Origin of the sequence: Vibrio sp. RE88 (genome assembly GCF_013113835.1) — a bacterium.
GTDB lineage: Bacteria > Pseudomonadota > Gammaproteobacteria > Enterobacterales > Vibrionaceae > Vibrio.
This window is the reverse complement of sequence record NZ_VTYQ01000001.1, coordinates 345,023-369,967: the sequence shown is the minus strand read 5'-3', so window position 1 is coordinate 369,967 and position 24,945 is coordinate 345,023. Positions and strand designations below refer to the sequence as shown.

Sequence of the window (24,945 nt, the reverse complement as noted above, 5' to 3'; positions counted from 1 at the left end):
CAAAATGAAATCTCTAAAAAAAACTTCTACTACGTCAATGACGTCTGGTGGTTCCGTTAATGATGAATCCATAGTTTTTTATATAGGGAAATACAAGTACCTATATAAGAATGTAGCTTCAAATATAATACTAGCAGCAGAAAGAAAGGATCCAAGTGGCGAACGGAACAGAGTCTTTTTTAAGCGAGAAGATTTAAATCAGCGTGGGAGATATGAACCATTTCCAGATCCTAAATTTTTTAGCGAGATTTCTAGATCCGAGTATTGGGGTGGAGATTGGTAATTTATAAACTTCATTTTAATTCTATTTTCATATAGAACACCTACTCACCCATAGGCTCCATGATGAGTTAAAAATTTTAATGTTATTATTTAACTATACAACTAAATTAATCGTAAACATTCCAAGAATATTATTTTTTACTTGTGGGACTCTTTACCCTTATGCTAGTCAAAGTTCACAAGAACTGGTAATGAATAAACTCGACTTAAGAGATGTAAGAGGTTATTTAGGAGAAAACTATCGATTAGAGGAGCTTTCACCTCCATTTAATGGTTATATCTACATAAGAAACGAAGATGATTGCGGTATATTATCTAAAGTTGAAAATGGCAAAGCAAAAGCCGTAAATCTAAATGATGGCAGCATTGTTTCATTATGTGGCGATGTATCTTATTTTGGTAAAATAATTTCATTATCTGATAAGCCTATCGGATTTAATGGTCGGATAGAATATTCTTTTAAGTTAAATAAGAAAGAAATCAAACTAGATAACACGTACATAAGTGACGATCTAGGTAATTATTACTCTATAATAAACAATAAAGAAATAATGGTATCTTATGACGAAGATCCTAGAGAAAGAAAATTAATGGATGTAAAATCAAACTCGGAAAGAACTTGGCTTTATGATATAAAAGTTGACGAGAATGAAGAAATATCAGTTACTAAACTAAAAGAGATATCTATTAAAGAAAATGAAGGGATAATAATAACTGGTGCTATCGAAGAATATATAGAATCTGACTTTATCATATTCTATATATTAGAATCAGAAAACTTTCAAGGCTATGTTTCGGAATCAGACATAATATTGAATTAGAAATGACTTCATTATTTATTGAGCATAAGAAAAAATTTACAATCATTATAACTATAATGTTTTTAAGATTTAGCTTACCTTTGGTAATTATTATATATTCTGGTTATTCTTTTTCTTATCAGATGTATGATTTTTCCGACAATTATGTAGAAAAACTAAAGCAGCGTGAATCAGAGTATAAAAAATATGATACTGAAATCAATAACCGATACAAAGCCATCAAGAATAAGCTAAGTGCTTCCAAATTAGACGAGGAATTTAAAAACTCTCAACTAGAATGGATAAATTACAAGACTCAAGCTTGTTCTGTAGAAGAGTTTTTCCCTAACGGAGAGCCAATTGCTGACGTAACGACAAAATATTTAATCGCCGAATGTAATTCATGGGTCACAAAGGCAAGGTTGGTTGAATTTGACTATATAGAAAATCAGAACGTTGAATTAGCCTATTTAATTTTCAGTCAAGGACATAATACTAAGCCCTTAGATCAGCCACTTAAACCATGGAAAGACTATATCGACAAAAGCTGTAAGATAAATAATAAGTTATACAGCGAAAGCAAAGAATCTTGCAAAATGAGATTGAATTTCTATTATAGGGAAATATCGTTATGATTAGTAACGGTGTTGGAAATAAATATTTGATCGCCATAACTTTCACAACACTCATGCTTGCTTCCTCTGTTTTGTACTCTGCGGAATCAGAAGCGTTCATAGAAATAAAAAATAGCACTGCCTTCGCAAGAGTATGTCAGAATGAAATTTGTAGAAATATCTCTATAGAAAATAGCAACTTAAATGACTTTATAGATATAAAAAAACTATCTACTCCATATGAAAATTATTACTTCCTATCTGATACCTTTTCCGGATCCAATGAATGTGGAAAAATATACTATTTAAATAGTTCAAAAGATGCTTTTGTTTACATAAAAGACCAAAACAAGGAAGAAATCACTCTTTGTAATTTAAAACAATCTGGTGATTACATTATAGACAATAATAGAAGTTCAGCTTTAGAAACCTATGAAAATGTTTGGAAAATAAATAATCATAAATTATTACTAAATTATGAAGATAAGATTGTTGGTGACTTTTACATAAAGCGAAAAACTTCGAAAGAAGAATTTTTAGTCAGTAATGAAAAAGATGCACTAAAGAGAGAAAGACTCCATGCTAACGTTCATATTTTTATGATAAAGACTTTAATAGATTAGGAAGTTACGTTATTGATGGCGATGAGGTCAACGTAACTGAGTATTACTATGATGGAGAGACCGAGTGGGCATTCTCAAAATACAATAATACAATTGGCTATCTAAAAAAAGATACATTGCTTGTAAGTCCTGATTGATATTAATTCAATATAATAAACACTCAAAATATATATTCTAGGCTTAAAAAGGATGAAATCACTAGTTGTAGTCACTCTCATATCTAACTCAATAGTAAGTGAAAATTTTGATGGGTATTACTCATTAGAGTGTGGGGCTTTTCATGAGCCATTTGGGGAAGTATCAATTAAGAATGAAGAAGCAGTGATTGAAGTGGCCAGTAATCAAGTATATATCAAAGCCAGAGTCCTAAACCATGATGATAGTTATCACCTATATTACAGCTCATCAGATATCGGGCTAGGAGGCTTTGATATACCATTTGACAAAATAGATATTACATATCCAATTGCACAAATCAACCAAATAAGAAATGGAATCGCGTTTAACTGGTTTGGGTTAATCGATTCAGATGGAAAAAGGATTAATCTCCCTTTTTATTCCTTACCCATCGATAAAGGTATATTGAAACTACAAAAGTGTAATGAATAATGAAGTCAAACTATTTGATATTAGCAATATTTCAGTTAATTTTCATTAACTCATCTTTAGCTTTTGAAGATGAGTATTTTAATGCGAACTTTGCGAATTCATCATTCATGATAAAAACCAACCCTATTGATAATTACCTGTTTATCTACAAGGGTAATAGTCTTGTTCTCAAAGCTAGTAACTTTACTATCGATGGGTATAGTACTTTAAAAGAAATAAAACCCAGCTCAGATGGATTCACCATAGTTAATAAAGGTAATAGTTTCTCTGGACAGTTTGAAATATACATATCGTATGAAAACAATGAATTTATAGTAAGAAAAACAAAATCTTATATAAGTTATGTATCAGATGGTATCTTTTCAATAACTAAAAAATGTCAGAAGAACACTAACATATTATTAGAGGGTGCATAGGTGTCTGACTTAGAACCTCTTTTGTTTCTGGAGAATGACAAAGGATTCAATAAATATTGTCACATCGATGTTGATTCTGACTATAATTTATCTTGGATTGAAAAAATGTTTAAATTAAAAGAAGTACCTATAAGCAAAAACCTATTGATAAATTTGTATGCTCTATACCCTATAAAAAAGGAAAACCAAGTCCATCATAATAATATAGCTTATTATCTCTCTAAGGGTGGATATCATAAATTTTCGATCGATATTCTAGAAAAACTAACAGCCATTGTTCCTAATAGAACTGTCGCCTACCTTAACCTTGCTGATTCGTATCAAGAATTAAAAAACCACAAACTTGCGAAAAGAAATTATTTGATTTATTACAACCTAATGAGGAAACATAATCAATCTAATAAAGTTCCTGAGAGAGTATATAATTATCTTGAAGTCGAAAACCTTAAAGATAGCATCGTAGAAAAATAAGCAAGCTATCTATGTGTAATGAAGGTAAAGAAGTATCAAAACCATTTCCTCCCCATTTTGGAGCGAGCTTTCAATAATAATGAAAATAAAAAACACACTAGTAGCATTCGCTATGACCATCGCATTTCCTGCTTTCTCAATTGCCACATTGGTGACAGAACAAGGGGATAGGATTGATATTTCCGAACAAGATCACGAGTACGCTCCCTATTTTCTGTCAATCACTACCGGAAGTAAAACCACCAAAGTAGACGAATATACTGTTGAAGGAGGACCGCCGATTTTCAACGGTATGGATGAAATATCCCTAAGAAACAACCCGTACCTTTTAGTTCAAATAACCTGGGACATAAACCACTTCGATATAAAAGGGACTCAATATACTTCTTATCTGTACAAGTTTGAAAATGGGTCACTGATACGTGAAAGAACATATCTCGGGACAAGAACTTAGATGTTTTTTCTGGATACTACTCTGATGGCGGCACGAGCGAGTATAAATACGATACGTTACTAAAGGTCAAAAAATACTTGTTATCTACTTACGAACAATAAAAAAGCGCCCCGTCCTTTCTCTGCTTACACAAACATGCCGGTATCGGATATCTCAGGCATAAAACCGTTATCGGCTTAGCAGTTTCAGGAAGGAGCGCTTAACTCGTTAGATGGGCAGTGGAATCAGCTCCAAACCCAGTACACCACTGATGCTCATCACCACCAGCAGAGAGACTTTAAACACCGATTTCGACCATTGGACGTAATTGCTGTAGTCAACCTTGCGAAACGTCACCTGCGTCCACATAAAGCACACAACAGCGGCAACCGCTAGGTACTCATAGCCTGCCTCTCCCAATAGGAATAGAGCCAGTGAGACGGCACCAAAAGCCGCAACATATGCCTTCATATGGCGATGAGCTTTGTTGATACCTTCTTTCACTGGCAAAACTGGAATGCCCGCGTCGCGATAATCTTGCATACGGAACATCGCAATCGCGTACGAGTGCGGCATTTGCCATAAGCAGAACATGGTAAACAGCAGAATGGCCTCAAGGCTGATGTAGTTTGTTACCGCCAGATAGCCCACCAGAGGTGGCACTGCACCGGAAATGCTACCCACTAACGTGCCGTACACAGACGTACGCTTGTACCACATGGTGTAGAAAAACACGTAAAACACGTAGCCCAAAAGCACTACCACTGCCGATAGTGGATTGGCGAGCTGAAACAACAAGGCGGTCCCGCTGAGCAGCATCACCAAGGCATAGACAAAAGCAACATCGATATTGATGTTACCTTTGACGGTTTCACGATTCTGAGTGCGCTTCATCTTTTGGTCGATGTCTCGGTCAAAGATGTTGTTCACTACGCAGCCTGAAGCAATCACAAGCCCGACACCAGCGAGTGTCGCCAGTAACAAGTTCAGACTTGCGTGCTCTGTTTTTGCGGCAAGGAAAAACCCCGCTGCAACAGATATCAGGTTGCCGAAAATGATGCCCGGTTTGGTAATAGACAAATAACTTTTCAGCATACTCTGGCCTACAGCTTCATGTTGACGTTCATGTTGTAGATGATCCACACCGAGCCAGCGATAAGAATCAAGACAACGATGGCTGTAAACATCAGTGACACTAGGTTCCAGCGACCATCGGAGGTTTTTACTTCCATATGCAGGAAGTACTTAAAGTGCACAAAGATTTGCACCAAAGCACAGCCAAACAGAAGAACATATGTCGTCGTATCAGGCAGCGATTGCGTCCACACAAAGTAGAACGGAATCACGGTCAAAATCAGAGATGCAACGAAACCTTTAACGTAATCCGACGCACCCGTTTCCAGATGTTGATCCATTACATTACCCCCAACAAGTAAACGATGGTGAAGACACAGATCCAAACAATGTCTAGGAAGTGCCAGAACAGGCTCAGGCAGTTAAAGCGCATCGCCATATTGTCGTTAAGACCTTTCGTCGACAGTTGCTGATAGCACACCGCCAGCCAGATAAGACCAAACGTCACGTGCAGGCCGTGAGTACCCACCAGCGTGAAGAACGCAGAAAGAAATGCGCTCGCCTGTGGGCCGTAGCCCTCAGCAATCAAGTGATGGAACTCGTACACTTCCATGCCGATAAAGCCAAGCCCAAGCAAGAAAGTCACTTGCAACCAACGCTTTAAACCCGCGACATCTTTGCGTTTCATCGCAATCATGCCAAAGCCAAACGTGATACTACTGAACAGCAGCAGCATGGTTTCAACGAACACAAATGGCAGTTCGAAAATATCTTTACCTGTCGGCCCGCTAATCGAGCCGCTTTCTAGTACTGCGTAAGTCGCAAACAGGGTCGCAAACAGTACGCAGTCACTCATCAGGTAAACCCAGAAACCGAACAGCTTGTTGCCGCTGGTATCGTGGTGATCATGAGCGTGAGACGCGATGTTAGCTTGCATACGTCACCTCCAGATCGTCTTTCTTATTATCATCTTGCACAGGTTTTTTATTTGCTTCTTCAAACTGAGCACGGCGCTCAGCTTCAATCGCTTTTATCTCTTCGACTTCAACGTAATAGTCCACGTCATCGTTGTAGCTGTGTTGGATACAGGTCACGATGATGCCGACGAAACTCGCTGCTGCCAGCCACCAGATGTACCAAATCATCGCAAAACCAAACACCAGTGCCCAAGCAGACACATAAATACCTGTCGGCGTGTTTTTTGGCATATGGATGCGCTCGTATTCCACTTCTTTGGTTGGGTCAAACTCACCGCTCTGCTTCTGGTACCAGAATGCATCCAGCTCGTCGCCTTTTGGTAAATGCGCGAAGTTGTAAAACGGCGGAGGCGAAGACGTCGCCCACTCAAACGTACGGCCACCCCATGGGTCACCTGTCAGATCACGATTCTGTTCGCGATCACGGATACTGACGTAAATCTGGATGAACTGGCATACCACGCCCATCGCAATCACAGCAGTACCTGCCGCAGCAACAGCCAGCAGAGGGAAGTACTCTGGGTTAATGTCTTGGCTCAAGCGACGAGTCATGCCCATAAAGCCCAGTGCGTACAGTGGTAGGAAAGCCATCAGGAAGCCGACAATCCAAAGATAGAATGCACGCTTGCCCCACGCTTCGTTCATCGTGAAGCCAGTCGCTTTCGGGAACCAGTAAGTGATTGCCGCAAAGCAACCAAACACCACACCACCGATGATGACGTTATGGAAGTGCGCGATCAGGAATACTGAGTTGTGAAGAACAAAGTCAGCACCCGGAACCGCCATCAGTACGCCAGTCATACCACCGACTGAGAAGGTGATCAGGAAGCCCACCGTCCACATCATTGGGGTAGTAAAGCGAATGCGGCCTTTGTACATGGTGAACAACCAGTTGAAAATCTTCACCCCGGTTGGGATGGAAATGATCATGGTTGCAATACCGAAGAAGGCGTTAACGTTCGCACCCGACCCCATAGTGAAGAAGTGGTGCAGCCATACGACAAACGCCAGAATGGTAATCACAACCGTTGCCCATACCAACGAGGTGTAACCAAACAATTTCTTGCGAGAGAAGGTCGCGGTCACTTCCGAGAACACACCAAAAATTGGCAGGATCAGGATGTACACCTCTGGGTGGCCCCATGCCCAAATCAAGTTGACGTACATCATCACGTTGCCGCCAAGATCATTGGTGAAGAAATGGAATCCGAGGTATCGATCCAGTGTCAGCAATGCAATCGTCACTGTCAGGATTGGGAACGAAATGATGATAAGGATGTTGGCACATAGAGACGCCCAAGTGAAAACTGGCATCTTCATCATTGGCATAGACGGAGTGCGCATACGCAGGATAGTGGCGAAGAAGTTCACACCCGTCAGCGTGGTACCGACACCGGATATCTGCAAGGCCCATATCCAATAATCGACCCCAACTCCTGGGCTAGCATCAATACCCGACAGAGGCGGATACGCTAACCAGCCAGTACGACCAAATTCACCTAAGCCTAGCGACATATTGGTCAGAATGACACCAACAATAAACAACCAGAAACTGAGGTTGTTCAGATACGGGAAGGCAACATCACGAGCACCAATCTGCAACGGAACAATGATGTTCATCAGACCGATAACCAGAGGCATCGCGACGAAGAAAATCATGATCACGCCGTGCGCGGTGAAGATCTGGTCATAGTGATGAGGCGGCAGGTAACCCGCTTCACCCGCAGAAGACAGCAACTGCTGACTGCGCATCATGACGGCGTCGGCAAATCCGCGCACAAGCATCACCATCGCAACTGCGATGTACATAAAGCCGAGTTTTTTGTGGTCTACTGACGTAAACCACTCGTTCCACAGGTACTGCCATTTCCCTGCTTTGGTCACCGCGACAACCACTGCCAAACCAACCAAAGCGACAATCGCTAAGGTGATGACGATGATGGGTTCGTGGTATGGAATTGAATCGAGAGTTAATCTTCCAAACATTACGATTGTCCTTGGTTTTCAGGCAAACAGTTCATTGAACCAGGATGCTGGGTCACGACATCAGTAAACAAAAACGGTGGCACACTGGAGAACAGCGTGACTGGCTCAGCGACACTTGGTGCTGCCAGCGAGCGGAATTGCTCCCAGTCTTCGATGCGATCTGGGCTGGCTTTCACCTTCTGCACCCAGTTCAGGAATGCCGCGCGATCAGGCATAGCGGACGCAGTAAACTTCATCTGCGAGAAACCTTTTCCGCTGTAGTTTGAAGCAAAGCCTTTGTAATCGCCTTCATGGTTAGCAATCAGGTTCAGCTTGGTCACCATGCCCGGCATCGCGTAGATCTGTGTCCCAAGGCGTGGGATAAAGAACGCGTTCATAATGTTGTCTGACGTCAGTTTGAAATTGACCGGGACATCTTTCGGAAACGCAACGTAGTTAACCGTTGCAATGTGTTCTTCCGGATAGATGAACAACCATTTCCAGTCGAGTGACACCACTTCAATCGTCATGGGTTTCACATCACTCACCAGAGGCTTAGACGGCTCCAGTTCGTGCGTTGAACGCCATGTAATGGTGGCAAGAATCGCGATGATGATGATAGGAATCGTCCATACCACCACTTCGATCTTGGTCGAGTGAGCCCATTCAGGCGCGTACTCTTCGTCGGTGTTAGTTGCGCGGTATCGGTAGGCGAAGTAAATCGTCATCAGAATCACTGGGATCACAACGATCAACATCAGCAAAAGAGCGGTAATAATCAGCTCTTTTTCCTGGACACCAATAGCACCTTTCGGGTCAAGCAAAGCAGAATTACATCCTGAGAGCAGCAGAATGGCGGTCACCAAACTTCCCCTCGACAAGATGCGTTTATATCTTGAGGCTTCCATTAACTTTCTCGATGTTTGTCCGGTTGCAGGGCAATGCCTGAAGGCCGGTTGTTATAGTCATTAGAATGTTTATGTGTTGAGCATGTGCAGCATCGCAAAGCAAAGTGTGGGGTTATCAAACAAGCAATCCGGTTAAAAACCATGCTGCTTATATGGTTTAATTGTTACACTTCGAAATACAATGTTACATTCTGCGCATTATGCTTAGATCGAAATTGAAGCTCATCTGTCGAACTTGGAAACTAACCTTCCATTAATGAAATTGACGTATTGGTGAACAGCCACTTATCGCCCACAACGCCATTGACGTGCCACATAAGAAAGCCATGAAATATAAGGGATAGCTGCCGATTAACAGTTCAATTGAGCAATAAGTCATTTGCGCGCGTTTAACTGGCTAAACAGATCGATCTACAGATAGATAAATGTGACATTGATCACGTTAAGGAATTCACGTAGTTTTTGATGGGTATTCACAACAAAAATCATCAGCAACGCCAATGCATTCATAAATGAAATCATTATGACCTTATCGACGTTATGATGAGCAATGCGACTGCGCGCCAAGCAGAGAAGGTAAAAAAATCCCCATCATAGGACGGGGATTGGAGATGAAAATGAAGTGGGCGAAAAGCTACTGAAAGCGTTCTCCAGCCGCAGCAACAAACACCATTTCGACCAAGAGATCGGGATTCGCCAGTTCGACTTTTACACATGCACGGCTCGGTGCTGCTCCTGGCGGAAACCAATTATCCCACTCTTGGTTTAACGCATCAAAATGAGCAAAATCAGTCACATATATGGTGACTGATAAGATGCGGGACTTATCACTGTCGACGCTGCTGAGCATCTGCTCTGCCTGAGCGAAGATCTGCTGAACCTGACCTTGCATGTCTGCAGAAGTATCGCCCTCTGCCACTTCGACAAAATGCGCGATACCGTTAAATACGGTCACGTCGGACCAACGTTTGGTCGGGTTAATTCGGTGTACTTGTTTCATTTGATTCTCAATATTAGTGCTCAATCAGACAAACAGGTGCATCAATTTGGCACTGGTAGTTTGCCGGGCTGAGGAGACCTGTTGATTGGCAACGTAGGTAACTAGCGAGATTATTAGAATGTTGATTGGCGACAATTAGCCAGTTGCCATCAGATGATAACGTAAAGTCTCGCGGAAATTGGCCCTGACAATCTTGTGCCGCTAACCACGAAGGTAATCCATCCACTAGCTCGAAAATGCTAATCGCATTCTGCTGACGACAAGAAACGTAGATAAAGCGCTCATCACAGGACAGCTTGATCGCTGCGGCAGCCTCTCCTTTTGGCTGACCGGGCAGTAAGTCACACTGGTCTACCATACGCCAGTGGCTACCTTCCTTAGTCAGCGTAATCAGCGTTTCCGCTAGCTCGCATACAACGTAAGCCATGTCTTCATCACCATTCATCACCAGATGCCTAGGGCCACAGCCGGGAGGCAGTGACACGGTTTGATGAAGTTGGAAGTGGTCACTTTGTGTATCAATGTCATAGAGATGCAGCGAATCACTACCCAAATCGACCACAGCCAACTGAGGTGTGTGATTTAAAAACTGCACCTGATGAGCATGCGGCGATTGCTGACGCTCACTGTTCGCGCCTTTACCATCCACAAACAGGTCCGCGACGAGTTTGAGCGGCTTTCCATCGCCATCCAGCACGTAGACATTCACATTTCCGGAACCATAATTGGCCACCGCCACATATCGCTGCTGGCAATCCACATCAATATGACAAGGGTAGTCACCTTCAATGGCCAACACGCCAGAGCGAGCATCCGACTGAAACACCAAAGCAGTGCTGTCGGAGCGGGAAACTTCAGAAAATGTATAAAGACCAGAGGAAGTATGAGTGAGGTAAGAGGGATTGCGTATCACCATGGCATCATCAAGTCGCGTCAGTTCCCCCGAAGAGGTGTTTAGACTCACTTGAGCAATACCCTGGCTCTGACTGGGATCGTCGGTATAGGTACCAACATAAAAATGTAAGTGATTACTTGCTTTCATTATTGACCAGATAAATAAAACATTAGACTCTTAATACATTGCCGCCAACACACGTTGACGGCAATGCCAAAAGTCAATTAGTTGGCCAGTTTGTGAAGTAACATCTCGGTCGGTTTGACAATCGCCACAATGGTTTCATCAAGAATAATGGCGTTATCATCGATGATGCGTTGATATTCAGCTACATCACTCGCACGCAGTGTTTGTCCTTGCTTTGCTGCTTCTATCAAAGTCAGAGCTAACTCAGAAACTCGCACTGTCGCGTCTGACACCACCACGGTATCCACTGATGCCACATTGGCAGCAAAAATCGGTTTTGCCTGCTGCGCCGCAAGCTTGGCAGTCTGGTAATGAAGCGCCAACTTATCCAGTGCAAGAGTGTCCCCTTTGGCGAAAGCTTCAACCAAATCGTTCATCTCATACACCGTGAGGCTTTCCATTGGTAGCGCATCCGCAAAACGATTTAGACGCTCGTACTTGTTGTACAAGTCACCTTTGTTTGGTGTGGAGATCCACTTCTCCCAATGACGAGCGTAGTACTGTGCGGGTTCGATGTAGTTCGACAACGTTTGCAACGGTGCAACATCAGCACCATTTGCCAGACGCTTGAGCATCATGTTGGCATCCGCGTGATGACGAAGGCCCAGCGATATTTCAGACCAAGTATCCATCACTTTCATGCGCTGATACATGCTGCGCTCATCAGTCAGCTCCTGACTAGACCAAAGACGCTCTGCAATCGCATAGCTACGAGGCCACAGTCGATGTTCGATGGTGGTTGAATCCAGATTCTCACCCCAGACGGTAATCTCACCACCTAAAATCAGATCCTTCTCATCACCTTCTAGTACTGCGGGATAGCCGCCGTTTGGAGCAGGAATCACGCTGCCTTTCACGTCGCTACTTGCCACTAGCTCACCCGTTGCAGGCCAGCGCACGTTACCAATCAACTGGTAGCTGCCCTCTTTAAGCTTGCCGCCTGCAAACTCATAGTTGAACTCGGTGTACGACATAAAGTTATCGAAGTGACCACGGAATTTAACACCCGGGACGTATTCAAGAATATGCACTTCCTGACGTGATTTGCTGTTGTAGTCGGTAAAGGCTCTGAATGAACCGTCTGCCGCTTCAATAATGGTCAGGTTACCCTTACGCGGACCGCCCTTATTACGTGGTTTAACCCAGTCGTAGGTGGCAAACTTTTCACCTTGATGTAACTTGTCGTCAACGGTGATGCCGCTTGGCATTGGGTCATTGCGATAGTGGTAGCTGGTCGGTTGTGGTTGATCCAGATAGTAACCTGTCGAAAGCACACCCTGATAGCCCTGCTTCGCCGCGCGGCCAATGCTGTCGTGACCACGCCAGCTCTGGATGACAATCGATGTAGGCAGATCTTTATGCCAGATCTCATCCCAGCCCGTCATCTTCTTACCACGCTCTTCAAGCATCTTTTCAACTTTGGTGTTGAGGTAAGATTGCAGGCCACGCTCACCATCCAGCTCGTTATCAGTGATAAACTGCTGAATGCGTGGGTTTTCTTGCCACTGTTTATAATCCGGCTCATCACCACCGATGTGGAAATACTCGTCTGGGAACAGTTCAACCACTTCATCGAATACACTGGCCAACATCTTGTACAGCTCTGGGTTGGTTGGATCCATCAGCGGTTCAAACACACCCCAGCCACGTTGCTGCGGGTAGGATTGCTCACCAAGGCCAGACATAAGTTCAGGATAGGCATGCGCGACAGCAGAAGCATGACCCGGCAGGGAAATTTCAGGAATGACACGAATACCAAGGTTGCGCGCGTAATTCACCACATAACGGATTTCGTCTTTGGTGTAGTAATCACCATCAGCCGTCTCTTGCCACAGTTTCTGGTAGTTATCGAGCTGAATGCGAATCCCTTGGTCATCCCAGATATGCCAGTGGAATACGTTCATCTTCGCGGATGCCATTGCATCAAGTTGACGCAGAATCACGTCCAATTCAATAAAGTGACGCGCAGTATCGTAAGAGACACCACGCCATTTGAAGCGCGGTTCATCCTCGATCTCTACATTCGGTACAAAGTAACCGGAAGCATCTGTGGTCACCAGTTGTAGAAACGTCTCCAGACCATGCAGAGCACCATACGGGCGCTCGGAGTCAATACGGATTTGGCCATCTTTGATCGACAGCTGGTAGGACTCATCACTCTCAGCGTTCTGTACTTCGTCTTTCGGTGCCTTACTGATATCGATCACTAAGGTAGCCTTGTCTTCCGATTCAGCCTGCCAGTGGAGCATTGGCAAACCCGTCTGACGATAGAGGCGATCCACCGTTCGTTTGGCGTTGAACTGAACACGTTCAGAATCATAGCCTTTGATGTAAATGCTGAAAGATTTGTCGATTGCGACCTTGCCCTCACCCAATTCCACTGTTTGAGGATAAGGCATCAGATTAAGGTCTGTGTTTGGAGCCATAGCCATTGTCATAGGGGCCGCCATTAAACCAGAAATAACCAGTGCTAATGTAGCTTTCTTCATCCGTATTCACCCACTGTTTGCTTTTATTCGTTATTGTTTTCGATTCATATCACGCTACGTGCGCGACCGCTTCACGAACCAGTTGACCAATTTCTTCCCATTGTTCGTTCTCAATCAGCTTTGGTGCGACCATCCAGGTGCCACCACAACAAACAACGCGCTCGATCGCTAGGTAGTCGTTCACATTACCCTTTCCGATCCCACCTGTTGGCATCAGGCTGACATCCACGTACGGCGCCAGTAACGACTTAACCATCGCGACACCGCCAGACGCTTCTGCTGGGAAGAACTTAAGGAAATTCAGGCCAAGTTCTAACGCTTGCTCAACCTGACTCGGGCTGTTAACACCCGGCACGATTGGCATGCCAACTTCCTGACAGCGACGTACCGTGTTCGGGTTCAGACCCGGTGCTACAACAAATTCTGCGCCCGCTTGTTGTGCCTGTTCGATTTGCTCTGCGTTCAGCACCGTGCCCGCGCCGATGCACATTTCAGGGTAAGCTTCGCGCATGGCCTTGATCGCATCTGCGGCCGCTTCTGTTCTGAAGGTCACTTCCGCCACTGGCAGACCGTTTTCAACCAACACTTTGGCAAGCGGAATAGCTTGCTCAACGCTGTTGATTTGAATCACTGGGATTACTTTGAATTGTTTAAGTTTGTTGATCATTTCGATAGTCATGTTGCTTACCAAAAAATTTTATTGAGTCAGATGGGCCATCGCTTCGCGAGGAATGATGGCGCCAGAATATTGAATAACAGTCGCGGCCAGTTGATGGCCTAATGTCGCGGAGGCTTCGGGCGTTTGACCCGTTAACCTGCCTGCAAGATAGCCCGCGGCAAAAGAGTCGCCAGCGGCACAAGTATCGACGACATGAGCGACACGTTCCGCACCGACCGTACTACGCTCAGGCTGCGCTGCATCAAAACGGATAATCTGGCAAGGCTCACTGCCTCGCTTGATCACCACTTCTCTACAACCAAAGCGCTGACAACGTTGCTCGACACTTTCTTCGTCACCCCAGACACACTGATCGTCGTCTTCCGTGATGAGAGCAATATCAACCAATGGCAATAGCAGACCATACCAATGCCTTGCCTGTTCCGCGCTCCACAGTTGAGGGCGGAAGTTGTTATCGAAGATGACTTTGCCACCACGCAGAGCAAAGCCCTTTAACTCCTGAATCAGGCGTTCTTTACTCGCGTCATCAAGAATGGCGAGGCTGATACCACTGAGATACACGTATTGCACCTCTTCCCGCATCATCGCCTGTTCAAGTTTGTTGGCAGACTCAGTCGCGAAATAGCCTTTCACGGCAGCGCTATCGCGCCAGTACATAAAACTGCGTTCACCCGTTGCATCGGTTTCCACCATGTACAGACCAGGCAATTTGTTTGCAAAGCACTCCACCAAATCGGTTTGAATGCCTTCTTGTTGCCAAGCCGATAATAGCTGCTGAGATAACTTGTCTTCACCCAGCCCGGTAGCGTAAGAAACGGATAGTCCGGCTTGCGCGGTTAAGCGCGCCAGGTACAACGCAGTATTGAGCGTATCGCCGCCAAACCCTTTGCGCAGAGGTTCGCCGCTCAGCTCAATCATGCACTCACCGAAAAAGGCGATATGGGGTTGAGAAACTTGTGTCATGAATACTCGACCTGTGAATTAGGGGCGGCAGTCAGAGTAGACCGCCGCCGTTTAGAAAGGATTAGGCACTTTCCGCTGGATTGCGGTTTTTCAGAGATTCGTCGTCTTTTAGTACGCCGTCTTCTGACAGTTCCATTTCCATCAGCGCACGCTCGTCATCAAGAATCGCGCGAGCCATTTCTGGTGATACCTTATTTGCTGGTGTCATCAGGCTAACAACCACACCGGCAAACAGCGCAACCGCACAAGAAGGGATCACAGGGTTACCCCAGTAAGCGGTCAGGTCAGCACTTAGCATCACAGTGAAAGACGCTACCGACGCACCAAGTAATGTTGCGAGGGCACCCTGCCAGTTGTAACGCTTCCAGAAACGACCCAACATACCGCAGACAAACATGCCCGACATGACGGTAGAGATCATCTTAGTGATGTAGCCAATGATGTCGTTCGAGGTCAGGGCAAACAGCAGAGCGAAACCAATTACAACCACCAATGCCAGACGTGAGTAGTTCAGCATTGACTCTTTGTTTGGTACTCGGCCCGTGAACATCACATAGACATCACGCAGCAGGATAGAGACACCAGCAATCGCGTCCGAACTTGCACTCGACATGGTCGCAGATAAACCCGCAATCAGAACAATCAGGCCAACACCTACAGGAAGCACAGTTGCTGCCACGTAAGGGAAGGAGAAGTTCGGATTATCCAGCGTTGGGTCAATCGCGTGAGCGGCCATACCAATAACAGCAGGGATGATTGAGAAGAATAAGTACAGAATGCCAGAGCCGACGAATGAACGACGGATAGTCGACACATCTTTACCTGAGTAGATACGCTGACGGAACGATGGTGTTGCCAGTACGCCGACACCAATCACCACGGCCAGTGATAGCGCAGGCACCACGCCAAGCTTTTCAATCGCTAGGAAGCTGGTCGTCGCTGGATCCATTGCCGAATACAGATTCTCAAGACCACCAATGTGTTGCACAGACAGCACTGCCATCAGGATAAAGCCAACAAACAAAATGATTGCCTGAATGGTGTCGGTCCATACCACAGCGGTGTAACCGCCGATCACAACATAAATGGTAAAGGCAGCAGCAATGATGATCTTAGCAGTGTTGAGGTCAATATCCGCGATCCACGCCAGATACATACCACCACCCAAGATGTGAGCGCCAAGCCAGCCGATTGAAGCAATGAAGATCAGTAGGCCAACAACGTTCTTGACGATGCGATTTGCACCCACGTAATAAGCCAGCTCTTCACTCATGGTCATGAAGTTCAGTTTACGCACTGGCGCAAACCACAGTGCCAGTAACAAAATACCAATCGCACCACCGATACCATAGAGCGCACCCGCCCAGCCGTTAGCGTAACCAAAACCAACAGCGCCCATACTGGAGCCAGTGCCCACCATAGTGGCAACGGTAGTACCTAATACTAAAAACAGAGGTAAGCCGCGTCCGCCTAATAAAAAGTCTTCACCTGATTTTTGGTTACGGGAAACAAACCATCCTAACCAAATCAGAAATACGACATATGCACCGAAGCCAGTAAGAAAAAGTGTGCTATTCATTGAACACCTCTCAATATCAAAGTCCATCTTTCAGAGTGATATAATTCCAGCAGTTTTTAATTAAGAATAATAAATACAATTATTATCTTGTTATTTTATTTGCATATTAAATGCAATTACTAGCACTACTAATTAGAATTATATTTGTAGGGAGAGAGTGCCAAGAAGATATTAACAGGGAATAAATATTTCCCAGCACTCTTAATAGAGTTTTGTGACGTTTATCGGCGGTCTTCGCGATAACAAGTCACGTCCACTTCGACTTTTACGTCCACCACCAAGTCACACACCATACAGATGCGTGCTGGAGGATTTGCACCGAAGAACTCTTTAAATACTTTGTTAAAAGACTGGAAGTAACGCGAGTCTGTCAACACGACCTTCACATGTACAACATCTTCTAGGCCGTAGCCTGCTTCTTCCATGATATCGGCACAGTTCTGAATCGCTAGACGTGACTGGTCAACGATACCGCCTTCAACCACTTCGCCATCAACCATAGGTGTCTGGCCTGAAACGTAAAGGAAACCGCCAGCTTCTGTTGCACGGGCAAATGGTAGATGTTGACCACCAGTACCGACACCGCCTTCTACACCATATCGTTTAATTGACATAATATTCTCCAGTTTTAAATCTATTACTTCTGATTTATATATTTAGTTTGTTTTCAGGTATTTAATTTCTATAAATAAATACGCCGTTTCTATTTTCAGTGACTTCGCCTTTTAAATAAGACAATTCACCATTAACAAATACCGATTCAATTCCTTCTGCTACTGAAATAGGATTTTCAAATGTAGCGGTATCTTTTATCGTGTCAGGGTTAAATAAAACCAAATCTGCAAATGCGCCTGGTTTTATTTCCCCGCGATTTTTTAGGTTATATCGGCGTGCCGACATGCCTGTCATTTTGTGGATCGCTTCCGCTAGCGAAAATAAAGCTTCTTCACGGCAATAATGACCAAGAACTTTAGGGAACGTGCCCCACAACCTTGGGTGCGGGTGCGGATCGTTTGGCAAACCATCCGAACCAACCATGGTCAACTTGTACTTAAGGACACGTTTGACATCTTCTTCATCCATGCAGTGATAAACCGCACCTGCTGGTTGAATCGCTTTGGCGGCTTCGAGTAACGGCAACGCCATTTCGTCAGCAATGTCTTTCAGCATTTTTCCCGCATGCTCGGGCTTAGTTTCAGACCAGGTAATGAAAATATCAATCTCATCAGTCACCTGTTTGAGATCCAGCGTGGAAGAGCTGGCGGAATACGGATAGCAGTCGCAAGACACATCTTGCTGCTGAGACACCTTGTCCATCAAATCCAGTACCTCAACAGTACGCCCCCAGTTCCCAGCTCCGGCGCACTTAAGGTGGGAGATAACCACTGGCACCTTAGCGTACTGACCGGTCTCGAACGCTTCTTCCATCGCACTGAGAATTTCTTCAAACTCGGTACGCATATGCGTGGTGTAAATACCGCCATGCTGACCGAGAATCTGCGCCAATCGCATCACTTCATCTGCAGTCGACTGCTTGGCGCTGGCATATGCGAGACCCGAACTCAGACCGAGTGCACCTTCTGCCATTGCCTGATCTAACGCAGCACGCATCTGAGCAATTTCACTATCGGTTGCGGTGCGCTGTAGATCATCCATCACGTTGTTGCGCAATGTCGTATGACCAACCAAGGCGGCAACGTTGACCGCTGGATGAGCGTCTTCCACCGCTTTGGCATAAGTGGCAAACGTCGGGTATTTAAAATCTTCCTGCTTACCCAATAAGTTCATTGGATCGGGCGGATCACCCGCCAATACGGTTGGGCTGGCACTAATACCACAATTGCCAACGATCACTGTCGTTACGCCTTGGCTGATCTTTGGCAAGCAGTCCGGGTAGCGAATCACATTGGTATCATCATGGGTATGGACATCAATAAACCCCGGAGCCAGAGCAAGGCCTGAACCATCAATGACACAGTGAGCCGCTGTACTGTCGAGCTGACCGACTTGTTCAATTCGATCCTGACGAATAGCCACATCGGCAATAAATGGCTTGGCGCCCGTACCGTCAAAGACTTCTACACTTTTGATAATGGTATCGAACAACTTTTCACTCTCTTCGTCCGTCGTTTTCATGACTCCATATTAATAATTCACACATTAGAATCAGTGACAAAACACACAAAAAGTTTTTCTTTGTTTGATAGTTTCTAACATATTGTTTATTCTAGATAGAATCAAACATTAAATATCAACAACTTAAGACGTGTTAGAAGTGAGCAACCCATGATAACTGATACTCAGAAATGTGATACAAACTATCAAAAACAAGAAACGGCAACGCCAGGTTACGGCGAAAAAGCCCAGCCCGTCGCCTGCAATGACGACGGTTTACACAGTTTGATCAACGAAGAGATCACTTTGCCTGCAGCGGTGATCAAAGCCTCTTCACTGCAAAACAATCTCAATTGGATGCAAAAGTTTGCGCTGCAACACGGAGTGAAACTGTGCCCACATGGCAAGACCACCATGACACCGGATTTCTTCTCTCAGCAGCTCAACAATGGTGCTTGGGGCATTACCGTAGCGACACCGGCTCAAGCAGAAATTGCCGTTGCAGCGGGCGCGAAGAATGTCATCATGGCCAATCAATTGGTGGGTAAAGCCAACATGGACGTGATCGTTAGCTTGCTACAAAACAACGATGTCAACTTCTACTGCTGTGTGGACTCCACGCGTAATGTGCTGGCACTAGAAGCCTTCTTTTCAGAGCATCAGCAACCACTCAATGTGCTGATTGAATTTGGCGTAGAAGGAGGCCGATGTGGCTGTCGCAGTCAGCAGCAAGTTGCCGAGCTCGCTCAGTTGATTCACCAACAGTCACATCTTTCCCTGCGTGGTATTGAAGTCTATGAAGGCGTGATTCACGGCGACAATGCTGAGCAGGACATTCGAGATTTTCTCGGCCACACCCTTCATCTCACCAAGCAATTGCAACAAGATCATCTAATCGATGGTAAACCTCTGGTCACTGGCGCAGGCTCCGCCTGGTATGACGTGGTATCCGAGTGCTTTTCCCACCGTAAAGAGTTTGATGCCGTGATTCGCCCGGGCTGCTACGTCATCCACGACACCGGTATCTACCTCGATGCTCAAAACAAAGTCATGCAACGCGCCCAGTCCAATCAAGGCATGGCCTGCGAGCTGGGTGGTGATCTCGAATCGGCGCTTGAAGTGTGGGCGTATGTTATTTCACGACCTGAGCCAACCAAACTGGTGGCAGGCATTGGCAAACGGGATGTCGCTTTTGATGCTGGTTTACCGATTCCTGAACGTGCCTATCGCGATGGGCAAGCAATTTCGGTTTCAGGTGCAGTAACCACCGCAGTTATGGATCAGCATGCCTTTATCGAAGTCGATGCCAGCAGTGAACTGGACGTGGGTGATGTGATTGCCTTTTCTACTTCTCACCCATGCCTGACGTTCGACAAGTGGCGTGCTATTGCGGTGTGTGATGATGAGTTCAACGTGACACATTGGGTCAACACACGCTTTTAACCCTATTTCAGGTATACTGTGGCACAAATCAAATGGCGGCCAACTGACTCGCCGCCATCATTGAACAGGAAGACGTTTTGAGCTTAGAAGTCGATATTATTTCTCGAATTACAGAACGATTTAGCGCCCTTCGTGACGCTGAAAAGAAAGTCGCCAAACTGATCATGGATGATATCCAGAGCGCGGCCAATGCGAGCATCACCGAACTGGCAGAAAATGCAGAAGTCAGTGAAGCGACCATCACCCGCTTCGCCAAAGCCGTGGGCTGCAAAAACGTTCGTGATATGAAGATCAAGCTGGCTCAGACTCTGACCGTCGGACAACGCTTTATTCTTGAACCGCCGGATCAAAGTGGTTATCAGGGTATTTACGAGTCGATCAAGCAATCACTGGACGTCAACCGCAACCTAATCAATGAGCAGGATATCGACACTGCGGTTGGCTGGCTGCACAACGCACGCCAAGTGATTACCATTGGTATGGGTGGCGGCTCCACGATTGCATCGCAGGAGATGCAACACAGACTGTTCCGATTAGGCTACCCTGTAGTTGCATACAATGACGGCCTGTTGTCACGTATGATCGCCGCCACTGCAGATAACAACGATGTATTGGTGATGCTCTCAGCAACAGGCTACACACCAACCATCATTGAAACGGCAGAGCTGGCCAAAGAATATGGCGTTAAAGTCATTGCGATTACACCCGCTGACTCGCCACTGTCCGAGATTGCCGATCTGACGCTGCCTATCGAGCACAAAGAAACTGACTTTATCTACAAACCTTCAGCATCACGCTACGCCATGCTGGCACTGGTTGATGTGATCTCTATGGCTCTGGCCGTCAATCACAAACGCCGTTCACGAGACAAACTGCGCCGCCTGAAGCTGGCGCTTGATTCTTATCGTGGCGGCCTTGATAGACAACCTCTAGGTGACTAAAGCAAAAAAGCCTCAGCAAATGCTGAGGCTTTTTATTATTTACTAAGTGTTACTTAATCCCATACTTGGCGAGAATCTTATCAAACGTACCGTTAGACTTAATTTCAGCCAGCCCCTTATTGAAGGCATCTATGTACTCAGCATTGTTTGGGTTCGCTAAACCTGATGTCACATGCAGCGGGTTCACAGAAAGGGCGTTACTGGTAAACTCAAAATCATCGAGATTCATGCCTGCACCTGACAAGGTAGACTTAGCGACAAGCTCATCTTCCAGCGTCAAGTCGATTCGTTTTGCCATCAGTTTTTTAGCATTCGCGACTAGATCATTTGCTTCGGGCTTTTTAAAGTTAGTCGCACCAAGAAATTCATCGCCATAGCCGTAATTACGGATAATACCTACGGTTTTACCCGACAAACTGTCCATCCCGTTGTATTCAAAACCTTCACCTTTACGCATAATAAATTTCAGTGAGTTTTCCAGATAAGGTTCGCTGTAATTCAGAAAAGATGTGCGCTCATTGGTAAACCAAGTCGCCACCAGCACGTCAACCCGCCCGCCTTTTACTTCGTTAAGGGCACGAGTCCATGGCATGATTTTGAAATCCACTTCATGACCCTGAGTTTTGAAGGCTTCTTTAATAATCTCTACTGAAACCCCGGGGTTAGCGGTATCTTTCTGGACAAAGGGAGCCCATGGGTCTTGAGCTGCGGTAATGGTTGCAGTAAAGCCTGTCACGGAGAACAAGGCGGTCACTGCCAGTATCAAAAAATTTCTCATAACATATCCCTCTCAATGGTGCTCTATGTGCGGAACTTAGCCATATGGCTGGCGATGCTTTGGCTTAAGCCCAACACTTCTTCCGTTCTTTTTGCATTTTGAGTGGCACCTGACGACACATCATTGGTCGCTTCCGATGCTTCTACAATCGCTTGGCTGATTTCTTCAACAGCCATTCTCTGTTCGTCCGTCGCTTGAGAAATTTGGCCACTGCGGTCTGAAATAATGGTGATCAAAGTCTGCACTTCACCGACTGAAGTTTGAGATTCACTAACGCGTGTTGCGGTCGATTCCAGCAAGGTCGCAATACGGGTAAGTTCATCTTCAACGGATTTGGTTGCAACTCCTAGCGCGGTAATGTTTTTCTGGATCTGCTCTGTCGACTCACTGGTTTTTACTGCCAGATTACGCACTTCATCGGCTACCACCGCGAAACCTCTACCTTGCTCGCCTGCGCGAGCAGCCTCAATAGCGGCATTGAGAGCGAGCAGATTGGTCTGCTCTGAAATATCGTTAATCACGTTTAGTACAGTGGTGATTTTCTCGCCTTCTTCAATCAATATGTGCATCTCTGCATTCACGTGGTTCATCTCTTCACGCATATTGATGATGTCGTTCGCAGAACTTTCAATGGCGTCATTAACGCTTGAAGCCAGACCCGTTGCAGTTTGAGCCTGTTCTGCGGTTTCTGAAGCGGTATCAGCCACGGTTGATACGGATTGATTCAGCTCAGTGGCAGCGGCTGCAACAGTGGTGAGCTGGTGCTTCTGGGACTCCAGTTTTTCGGCATTAGTTCGCGCCGTTGCGCCATTGGCCTGTGCTTTTTCCCCTAGCGCTTCCGACGACTGATTGACATCTTGAACAATGACTCTCAACGACTCAGTAAAGCTATTAATACCATTAGTGATTTCATCGAACTCTCGATATTTGGCGGGTTCAAGCTTATTGGTTAAATCACCATCGCCCGATGCCAAGTCTTTGATTACATCCGTTAGCTGGGAGATCGGTTTCAGTACCGTGATAGACAGAGCAATTATCACAACCACAGAAATGATGATATCGAGGACAATCAACTCGATGATGTTGGTCCGTAATGAATCTGCAAGCTTGGCATCCATCGCATGAGTATCAAAATAAACAATCACTTGGCCGACGTTGTTTTCTTCACCGTAATCAACAAACGTCAACGCGGTACTCATACTGTTTTCAACTGGGTAAGCGTCTTTATTTGTCACATCAACCAGCTGTTTCTCGTCCCCTTCTCCAGTCTGCGTCAGGAATAATAATTCACTTTCTTGCGCATCAATTAACTGAAGGGCCGATATTTCAGGTAAATCGAGTTCAGCTGCCATCGCAACCTTGGCGGTGTCTAAGTCAAAATCCCACACAGCTTTAGGTAAACTGATCGACATTCTTTGGCTGGTGTTTTGTACGCTCACCAATAATTCTTGATGAAGATTATCCTTAAAACTCTGATACTTAATAAATGCAGAGACCAACAAGACAAGTGTCAGCGCCACGATAACCTGAACTAAAAATACTACCTTTAATCTTTTCAAAACTTGCCCCTTCTGATTTTCGGCAGTTATCTAAAAAAGTAGTAAGTGATTAATCAATTATCAAATTGAAATAGAAATGAGATCAATGTCACACCAAGGTGGATTTATAGCACTCCACCTTATAAAGAGTGTGGAATTAGGGAAAGGGCGGCGAGAAGCCTGATTATGCCTAGACTTACACGTCAATTTTGGGGTTTATAGGATTGGTGATTTATTGATAGGTACTGACTTCAATCAGGTTGCTATCTGGGTCGAGAAAATAGACCGAATTAATGACCCCAGTCGCACCCGACTTTTCGACTGGCCCTTCGACTATCTGAATATCTTGCTGTTGTAAGTGAGTAATCACATCATCCAGTGACCAATGCGTGATTAGGCAGAGGTCACCTGAGCCAACCTGAGCACGATTACGTGGCTCCTGACCTAAGAGTTGAAGATTAATTTTCTGATTGCCAAACTTTAGCGCTTTACGGCCACCAGCAAAGGTGACTTCTTCCATTTGCAATGCACGACGATAAAACTCAACCGAGGCTTGAATATCCGAGACGGTAAGAACAATGTGGTCAATGTGGCTAATCATGAAAACCTTCCTTATCTAGTTATAACAATGAGCGATATACATATACTTCGCGTTTTTCGCCGTGTATCTCAACCATTTGGTGTTCCTGATACTCAATTCCCAGCTTTTTAATCACAGATTGTGAGCGCTGGTTATGCACCAAGTGCTGAACTTCAACCTCGACCAGATTCAGGTGCTGTTTGGCATACTCAATTAAGGCCTGAGACGCTTCAAACGCGATGCCTTTCCCCCAATAGGGTGTCCCTAGCCAATAACCAAGAACGCCAACACCTTCTTTGAGTGTTGGAAAACTGACCGCGCCGATAATATCGTCACACCCTTTAAGCGTGATGGCAAAAACGACCGCAGTTCGCTCAGCAAAGTGATGAACGTGAGTCTTAATCCATTCCACTGCCATATTTGATTCGTACGGGTGAGGTATATTCGCCGTCATCTCCGCGATGACTTTTTCTCCCGCTAAAAGGGCCACTCTCTCGCTGTCTGACAAACGAAAGGGTCTTAGGACTAATCTGTCTGTTTCTATATTGGGTTGCATTACATACCTTGGTTTACAGTGTAAAGGTGAC

Annotated in this window: 25 protein-coding genes; 8 read left to right on the top strand and 17 right to left on the bottom strand. The window is 45.2% G+C overall.

What is annotated here, in order from left to right:
• Positions 1 to 473 precede the first annotated feature (473 nt).
• From F0265_RS01780 to F0265_RS01755, 6 genes are all read left to right on the top strand, one after another.
• Positions 474 to 1,103 (top strand): hypothetical protein, encoded by a 630-nt coding sequence (locus tag F0265_RS01780; protein WP_171747517.1) that lies wholly within the window; start codon positions 474 to 476, stop codon positions 1,101 to 1,103.
• A 2-nt stretch (positions 1,104 to 1,105) separates the two neighbouring features.
• Positions 1,106 to 1,717 (top strand): lysozyme inhibitor LprI family protein, encoded by a 612-nt coding sequence (locus tag F0265_RS01775; protein ID WP_171747516.1) that lies wholly within the window; start codon positions 1,106 to 1,108, stop codon positions 1,715 to 1,717.
• Positions 1,714 to 2,319: a hypothetical protein gene (locus tag F0265_RS01770; protein ID WP_171747515.1), complete on the top strand. Its 606-nt coding sequence runs from the start codon at positions 1,714 to 1,716 to the stop codon at positions 2,317 to 2,319. The genes F0265_RS01775 and F0265_RS01770 overlap by 4 nt, the downstream gene beginning before the upstream one ends.
• A 189-nt stretch (positions 2,320 to 2,508) precedes the next feature.
• Entirely contained in the window at positions 2,509 to 2,928 is a 420-nt protein-coding gene (locus tag F0265_RS01765; protein ID WP_171747514.1) for a hypothetical protein, read from the top strand.
• Positions 2,929 to 3,344: 416 nt separating this feature from the next.
• A complete protein-coding gene (locus F0265_RS01760) occupies positions 3,345 to 3,815 on the top strand; it encodes a hypothetical protein (RefSeq protein ID WP_171747513.1) in 471 nt (156 codons plus the stop codon).
• 112 nt (positions 3,816 to 3,927) lie between these two features.
• Entirely contained in the window at positions 3,928 to 4,269 is a 342-nt protein-coding gene (locus F0265_RS01755; RefSeq protein WP_171747512.1) for a hypothetical protein, read from the top strand.
• A 207-nt stretch (positions 4,270 to 4,476) separates the two neighbouring features.
• Here the strand turns inward: F0265_RS01755 and cyoE are convergent, their stop codons facing one another.
• The 13 genes from cyoE to F0265_RS01690 form a co-directional block, all read right to left on the bottom strand.
• Positions 4,477 to 5,343, bottom strand: a complete 867-nt coding sequence (cyoE, locus tag F0265_RS01750) for a heme o synthase (protein WP_006961882.1) — start codon at positions 5,341 to 5,343, stop codon at positions 4,477 to 4,479.
• Positions 5,344 to 5,351: 8 nt separating this feature from the next.
• Positions 5,352 to 5,663 carry a cytochrome o ubiquinol oxidase subunit IV gene (gene cyoD, locus F0265_RS01745; RefSeq protein ID WP_006961883.1) on the bottom strand — a complete coding sequence of 104 codons (312 nt, stop codon included), beginning with the start codon at positions 5,661 to 5,663 and terminating at the stop codon, positions 5,352 to 5,354.
• Positions 5,663 to 6,259 (bottom strand): cytochrome o ubiquinol oxidase subunit III, encoded by a 597-nt coding sequence (cyoC, locus tag F0265_RS01740; protein ID WP_171747511.1) that lies wholly within the window; start codon positions 6,257 to 6,259, stop codon positions 5,663 to 5,665. Before cyoC ends, cyoD begins: the two co-directional genes overlap by 1 nt.
• Positions 6,249 to 8,285, bottom strand: a complete 2,037-nt coding sequence (gene cyoB / locus F0265_RS01735) for a cytochrome o ubiquinol oxidase subunit I (RefSeq protein WP_019275229.1) — start codon at positions 8,283 to 8,285, stop codon at positions 6,249 to 6,251. The genes cyoC and cyoB overlap by 11 nt, the downstream gene beginning before the upstream one ends.
• A complete protein-coding gene (gene cyoA / locus F0265_RS01730) occupies positions 8,285 to 9,172 on the bottom strand; it encodes a ubiquinol oxidase subunit II (protein WP_080568982.1) in 888 nt (295 codons plus the stop codon). The genes cyoB and cyoA overlap by 1 nt, the downstream gene beginning before the upstream one ends.
• A 634-nt stretch (positions 9,173 to 9,806) precedes the next feature.
• Positions 9,807 to 10,172, bottom strand: a complete 366-nt coding sequence (locus F0265_RS01725) for a RidA family protein (RefSeq protein ID WP_171747510.1) — start codon at positions 10,170 to 10,172, stop codon at positions 9,807 to 9,809.
• Positions 10,173 to 10,185: 13 nt separating this feature from the next.
• Positions 10,186 to 11,214: a lactonase family protein gene (locus F0265_RS01720; protein WP_171747509.1), complete on the bottom strand. Its 1,029-nt coding sequence runs from the start codon at positions 11,212 to 11,214 to the stop codon at positions 10,186 to 10,188.
• A 77-nt stretch (positions 11,215 to 11,291) separates the two neighbouring features.
• The gene (locus F0265_RS01715) at positions 11,292 to 13,742 is read right to left on the bottom strand and encodes a beta-N-acetylhexosaminidase (RefSeq protein WP_171747508.1); all 2,451 of its coding nucleotides are present in this window, start codon (positions 13,740 to 13,742) and stop codon (positions 11,292 to 11,294) included.
• Positions 13,743 to 13,791: 49 nt separating this feature from the next.
• Positions 13,792 to 14,421, bottom strand: coding sequence for a bifunctional 4-hydroxy-2-oxoglutarate aldolase/2-dehydro-3-deoxy-phosphogluconate aldolase (locus F0265_RS01710; protein WP_099608117.1), 630 nt, complete (start codon positions 14,419 to 14,421; stop codon positions 13,792 to 13,794).
• Positions 14,422 to 14,439: 18 nt separating this feature from the next.
• A complete protein-coding gene (locus tag F0265_RS01705; RefSeq protein ID WP_171747507.1) occupies positions 14,440 to 15,384 on the bottom strand; it encodes a sugar kinase in 945 nt (314 codons plus the stop codon).
• Between the two features lie 61 nt (positions 15,385 to 15,445).
• Complete coding sequence (locus F0265_RS01700; RefSeq protein WP_171747506.1) at positions 15,446 to 16,963, bottom strand: sodium:solute symporter family protein; 1,518 nt, start codon at positions 16,961 to 16,963, stop codon at positions 15,446 to 15,448.
• A 221-nt stretch (positions 16,964 to 17,184) separates the two neighbouring features.
• On the bottom strand, positions 17,185 to 17,577 hold the full coding sequence (locus F0265_RS01695; RefSeq protein ID WP_171747505.1) for a RidA family protein: 393 nt from the start codon (positions 17,575 to 17,577) through the stop codon (positions 17,185 to 17,187).
• A gap of 61 nt (positions 17,578 to 17,638) precedes the next feature.
• A complete protein-coding gene (locus F0265_RS01690; protein WP_171747504.1) occupies positions 17,639 to 19,099 on the bottom strand; it encodes a D-aminoacylase in 1,461 nt (486 codons plus the stop codon).
• Between the two features lie 150 nt (positions 19,100 to 19,249).
• Here F0265_RS01690 and F0265_RS01685 point away from each other — a divergent pair, with 150 nt between their 5' ends.
• Both F0265_RS01685 and F0265_RS01680 read left to right on the top strand, forming a co-directional pair.
• Complete coding sequence (locus tag F0265_RS01685) at positions 19,250 to 20,521, top strand: amino acid deaminase (RefSeq protein WP_171747503.1); 1,272 nt, start codon at positions 19,250 to 19,252, stop codon at positions 20,519 to 20,521.
• Positions 20,522 to 20,598: 77 nt separating this feature from the next.
• Positions 20,599 to 21,462 carry a MurR/RpiR family transcriptional regulator gene (locus F0265_RS01680; protein ID WP_171747502.1) on the top strand — a complete coding sequence of 288 codons (864 nt, stop codon included), beginning with the start codon at positions 20,599 to 20,601 and terminating at the stop codon, positions 21,460 to 21,462.
• A 49-nt stretch (positions 21,463 to 21,511) separates the two neighbouring features.
• On the opposite strand, the gene F0265_RS01675 is transcribed toward F0265_RS01680, so the two are convergent.
• The 4 genes from F0265_RS01675 to F0265_RS01660 form a co-directional block, all read right to left on the bottom strand.
• Positions 21,512 to 22,240 carry a transporter substrate-binding domain-containing protein gene (locus F0265_RS01675; protein ID WP_171747501.1) on the bottom strand — a complete coding sequence of 243 codons (729 nt, stop codon included), beginning with the start codon at positions 22,238 to 22,240 and terminating at the stop codon, positions 21,512 to 21,514.
• 23 nt (positions 22,241 to 22,263) lie between these two features.
• Positions 22,264 to 23,799 carry a methyl-accepting chemotaxis protein gene (locus F0265_RS01670; RefSeq protein WP_171747500.1) on the bottom strand — a complete coding sequence of 512 codons (1,536 nt, stop codon included), beginning with the start codon at positions 23,797 to 23,799 and terminating at the stop codon, positions 22,264 to 22,266.
• Between the two features lie 211 nt (positions 23,800 to 24,010).
• Positions 24,011 to 24,379, bottom strand: coding sequence for a VOC family protein (locus F0265_RS01665; RefSeq protein ID WP_171747499.1), 369 nt, complete (start codon positions 24,377 to 24,379; stop codon positions 24,011 to 24,013).
• A gap of 19 nt (positions 24,380 to 24,398) precedes the next feature.
• Positions 24,399 to 24,914 carry a GNAT family N-acetyltransferase gene (locus F0265_RS01660; RefSeq protein WP_171747498.1) on the bottom strand — a complete coding sequence of 172 codons (516 nt, stop codon included), beginning with the start codon at positions 24,912 to 24,914 and terminating at the stop codon, positions 24,399 to 24,401.
• Positions 24,915 to 24,945: the final 31 nt, after the last annotated feature.

Excerpts from the sequence above, each read along its gene's own strand:
- F0265_RS01780 (WP_171747517.1), top strand. The coding sequence starts at position 474 with ATGAATAAACTCGACTTAAGAGATGTAAGAGGTTATTTAGGAGAAAAC.
- F0265_RS01775 (WP_171747516.1), top strand. The coding sequence starts at position 1,106 with ATGACTTCATTATTTATTGAGCATAAGAAAAAATTTACAATCATTATA.
- F0265_RS01770 (WP_171747515.1), top strand. The coding sequence starts at position 1,714 with ATGATTAGTAACGGTGTTGGAAATAAATATTTGATCGCCATAACTTTC.
- F0265_RS01765 (WP_171747514.1), top strand. The coding sequence starts at position 2,509 with ATGAAATCACTAGTTGTAGTCACTCTCATATCTAACTCAATAGTAAGT.
- F0265_RS01755 (WP_171747512.1), top strand. The coding sequence starts at position 3,928 with ATGACCATCGCATTTCCTGCTTTCTCAATTGCCACATTGGTGACAGAA.
- cyoE (WP_006961882.1), bottom strand. The coding sequence starts at position 5,343 with ATGCTGAAAAGTTATTTGTCTATTACCAAACCGGGCATCATTTTCGGC.
- cyoD (WP_006961883.1), bottom strand. The coding sequence starts at position 5,663 with ATGGATCAACATCTGGAAACGGGTGCGTCGGATTACGTTAAAGGTTTC.
- cyoC (WP_171747511.1), bottom strand. The coding sequence starts at position 6,259 with ATGCAAGCTAACATCGCGTCTCACGCTCATGATCACCACGATACCAGC.
- cyoB (WP_019275229.1), bottom strand. The coding sequence starts at position 8,285 with ATGTTTGGAAGATTAACTCTCGATTCAATTCCATACCACGAACCCATC.
- cyoA (WP_080568982.1), bottom strand. The coding sequence starts at position 9,172 with ATGGAAGCCTCAAGATATAAACGCATCTTGTCGAGGGGAAGTTTGGTG.
- F0265_RS01725 (WP_171747510.1), bottom strand. The coding sequence starts at position 10,172 with ATGAAACAAGTACACCGAATTAACCCGACCAAACGTTGGTCCGACGTG.
- F0265_RS01720 (WP_171747509.1), bottom strand. The coding sequence starts at position 11,214 with ATGAAAGCAAGTAATCACTTACATTTTTATGTTGGTACCTATACCGAC.
- F0265_RS01715 (WP_171747508.1), bottom strand. The coding sequence starts at position 13,742 with ATGAAGAAAGCTACATTAGCACTGGTTATTTCTGGTTTAATGGCGGCC.
- F0265_RS01710 (WP_099608117.1), bottom strand. The coding sequence starts at position 14,421 with ATGACTATCGAAATGATCAACAAACTTAAACAATTCAAAGTAATCCCA.
- F0265_RS01705 (WP_171747507.1), bottom strand. The coding sequence starts at position 15,384 with ATGACACAAGTTTCTCAACCCCATATCGCCTTTTTCGGTGAGTGCATG.
- F0265_RS01700 (WP_171747506.1), bottom strand. The coding sequence starts at position 16,963 with ATGAATAGCACACTTTTTCTTACTGGCTTCGGTGCATATGTCGTATTT.
- F0265_RS01695 (WP_171747505.1), bottom strand. The coding sequence starts at position 17,577 with ATGTCAATTAAACGATATGGTGTAGAAGGCGGTGTCGGTACTGGTGGT.
- F0265_RS01690 (WP_171747504.1), bottom strand. The coding sequence starts at position 19,099 with ATGAAAACGACGGACGAAGAGAGTGAAAAGTTGTTCGATACCATTATC.
- F0265_RS01685 (WP_171747503.1), top strand. The coding sequence starts at position 19,250 with ATGATAACTGATACTCAGAAATGTGATACAAACTATCAAAAACAAGAA.
- F0265_RS01675 (WP_171747501.1), bottom strand. The coding sequence starts at position 22,240 with ATGAGAAATTTTTTGATACTGGCAGTGACCGCCTTGTTCTCCGTGACA.
- F0265_RS01665 (WP_171747499.1), bottom strand. The coding sequence starts at position 24,379 with ATGATTAGCCACATTGACCACATTGTTCTTACCGTCTCGGATATTCAA.
- F0265_RS01660 (WP_171747498.1), bottom strand. The coding sequence starts at position 24,914 with ATGCAACCCAATATAGAAACAGACAGATTAGTCCTAAGACCCTTTCGT.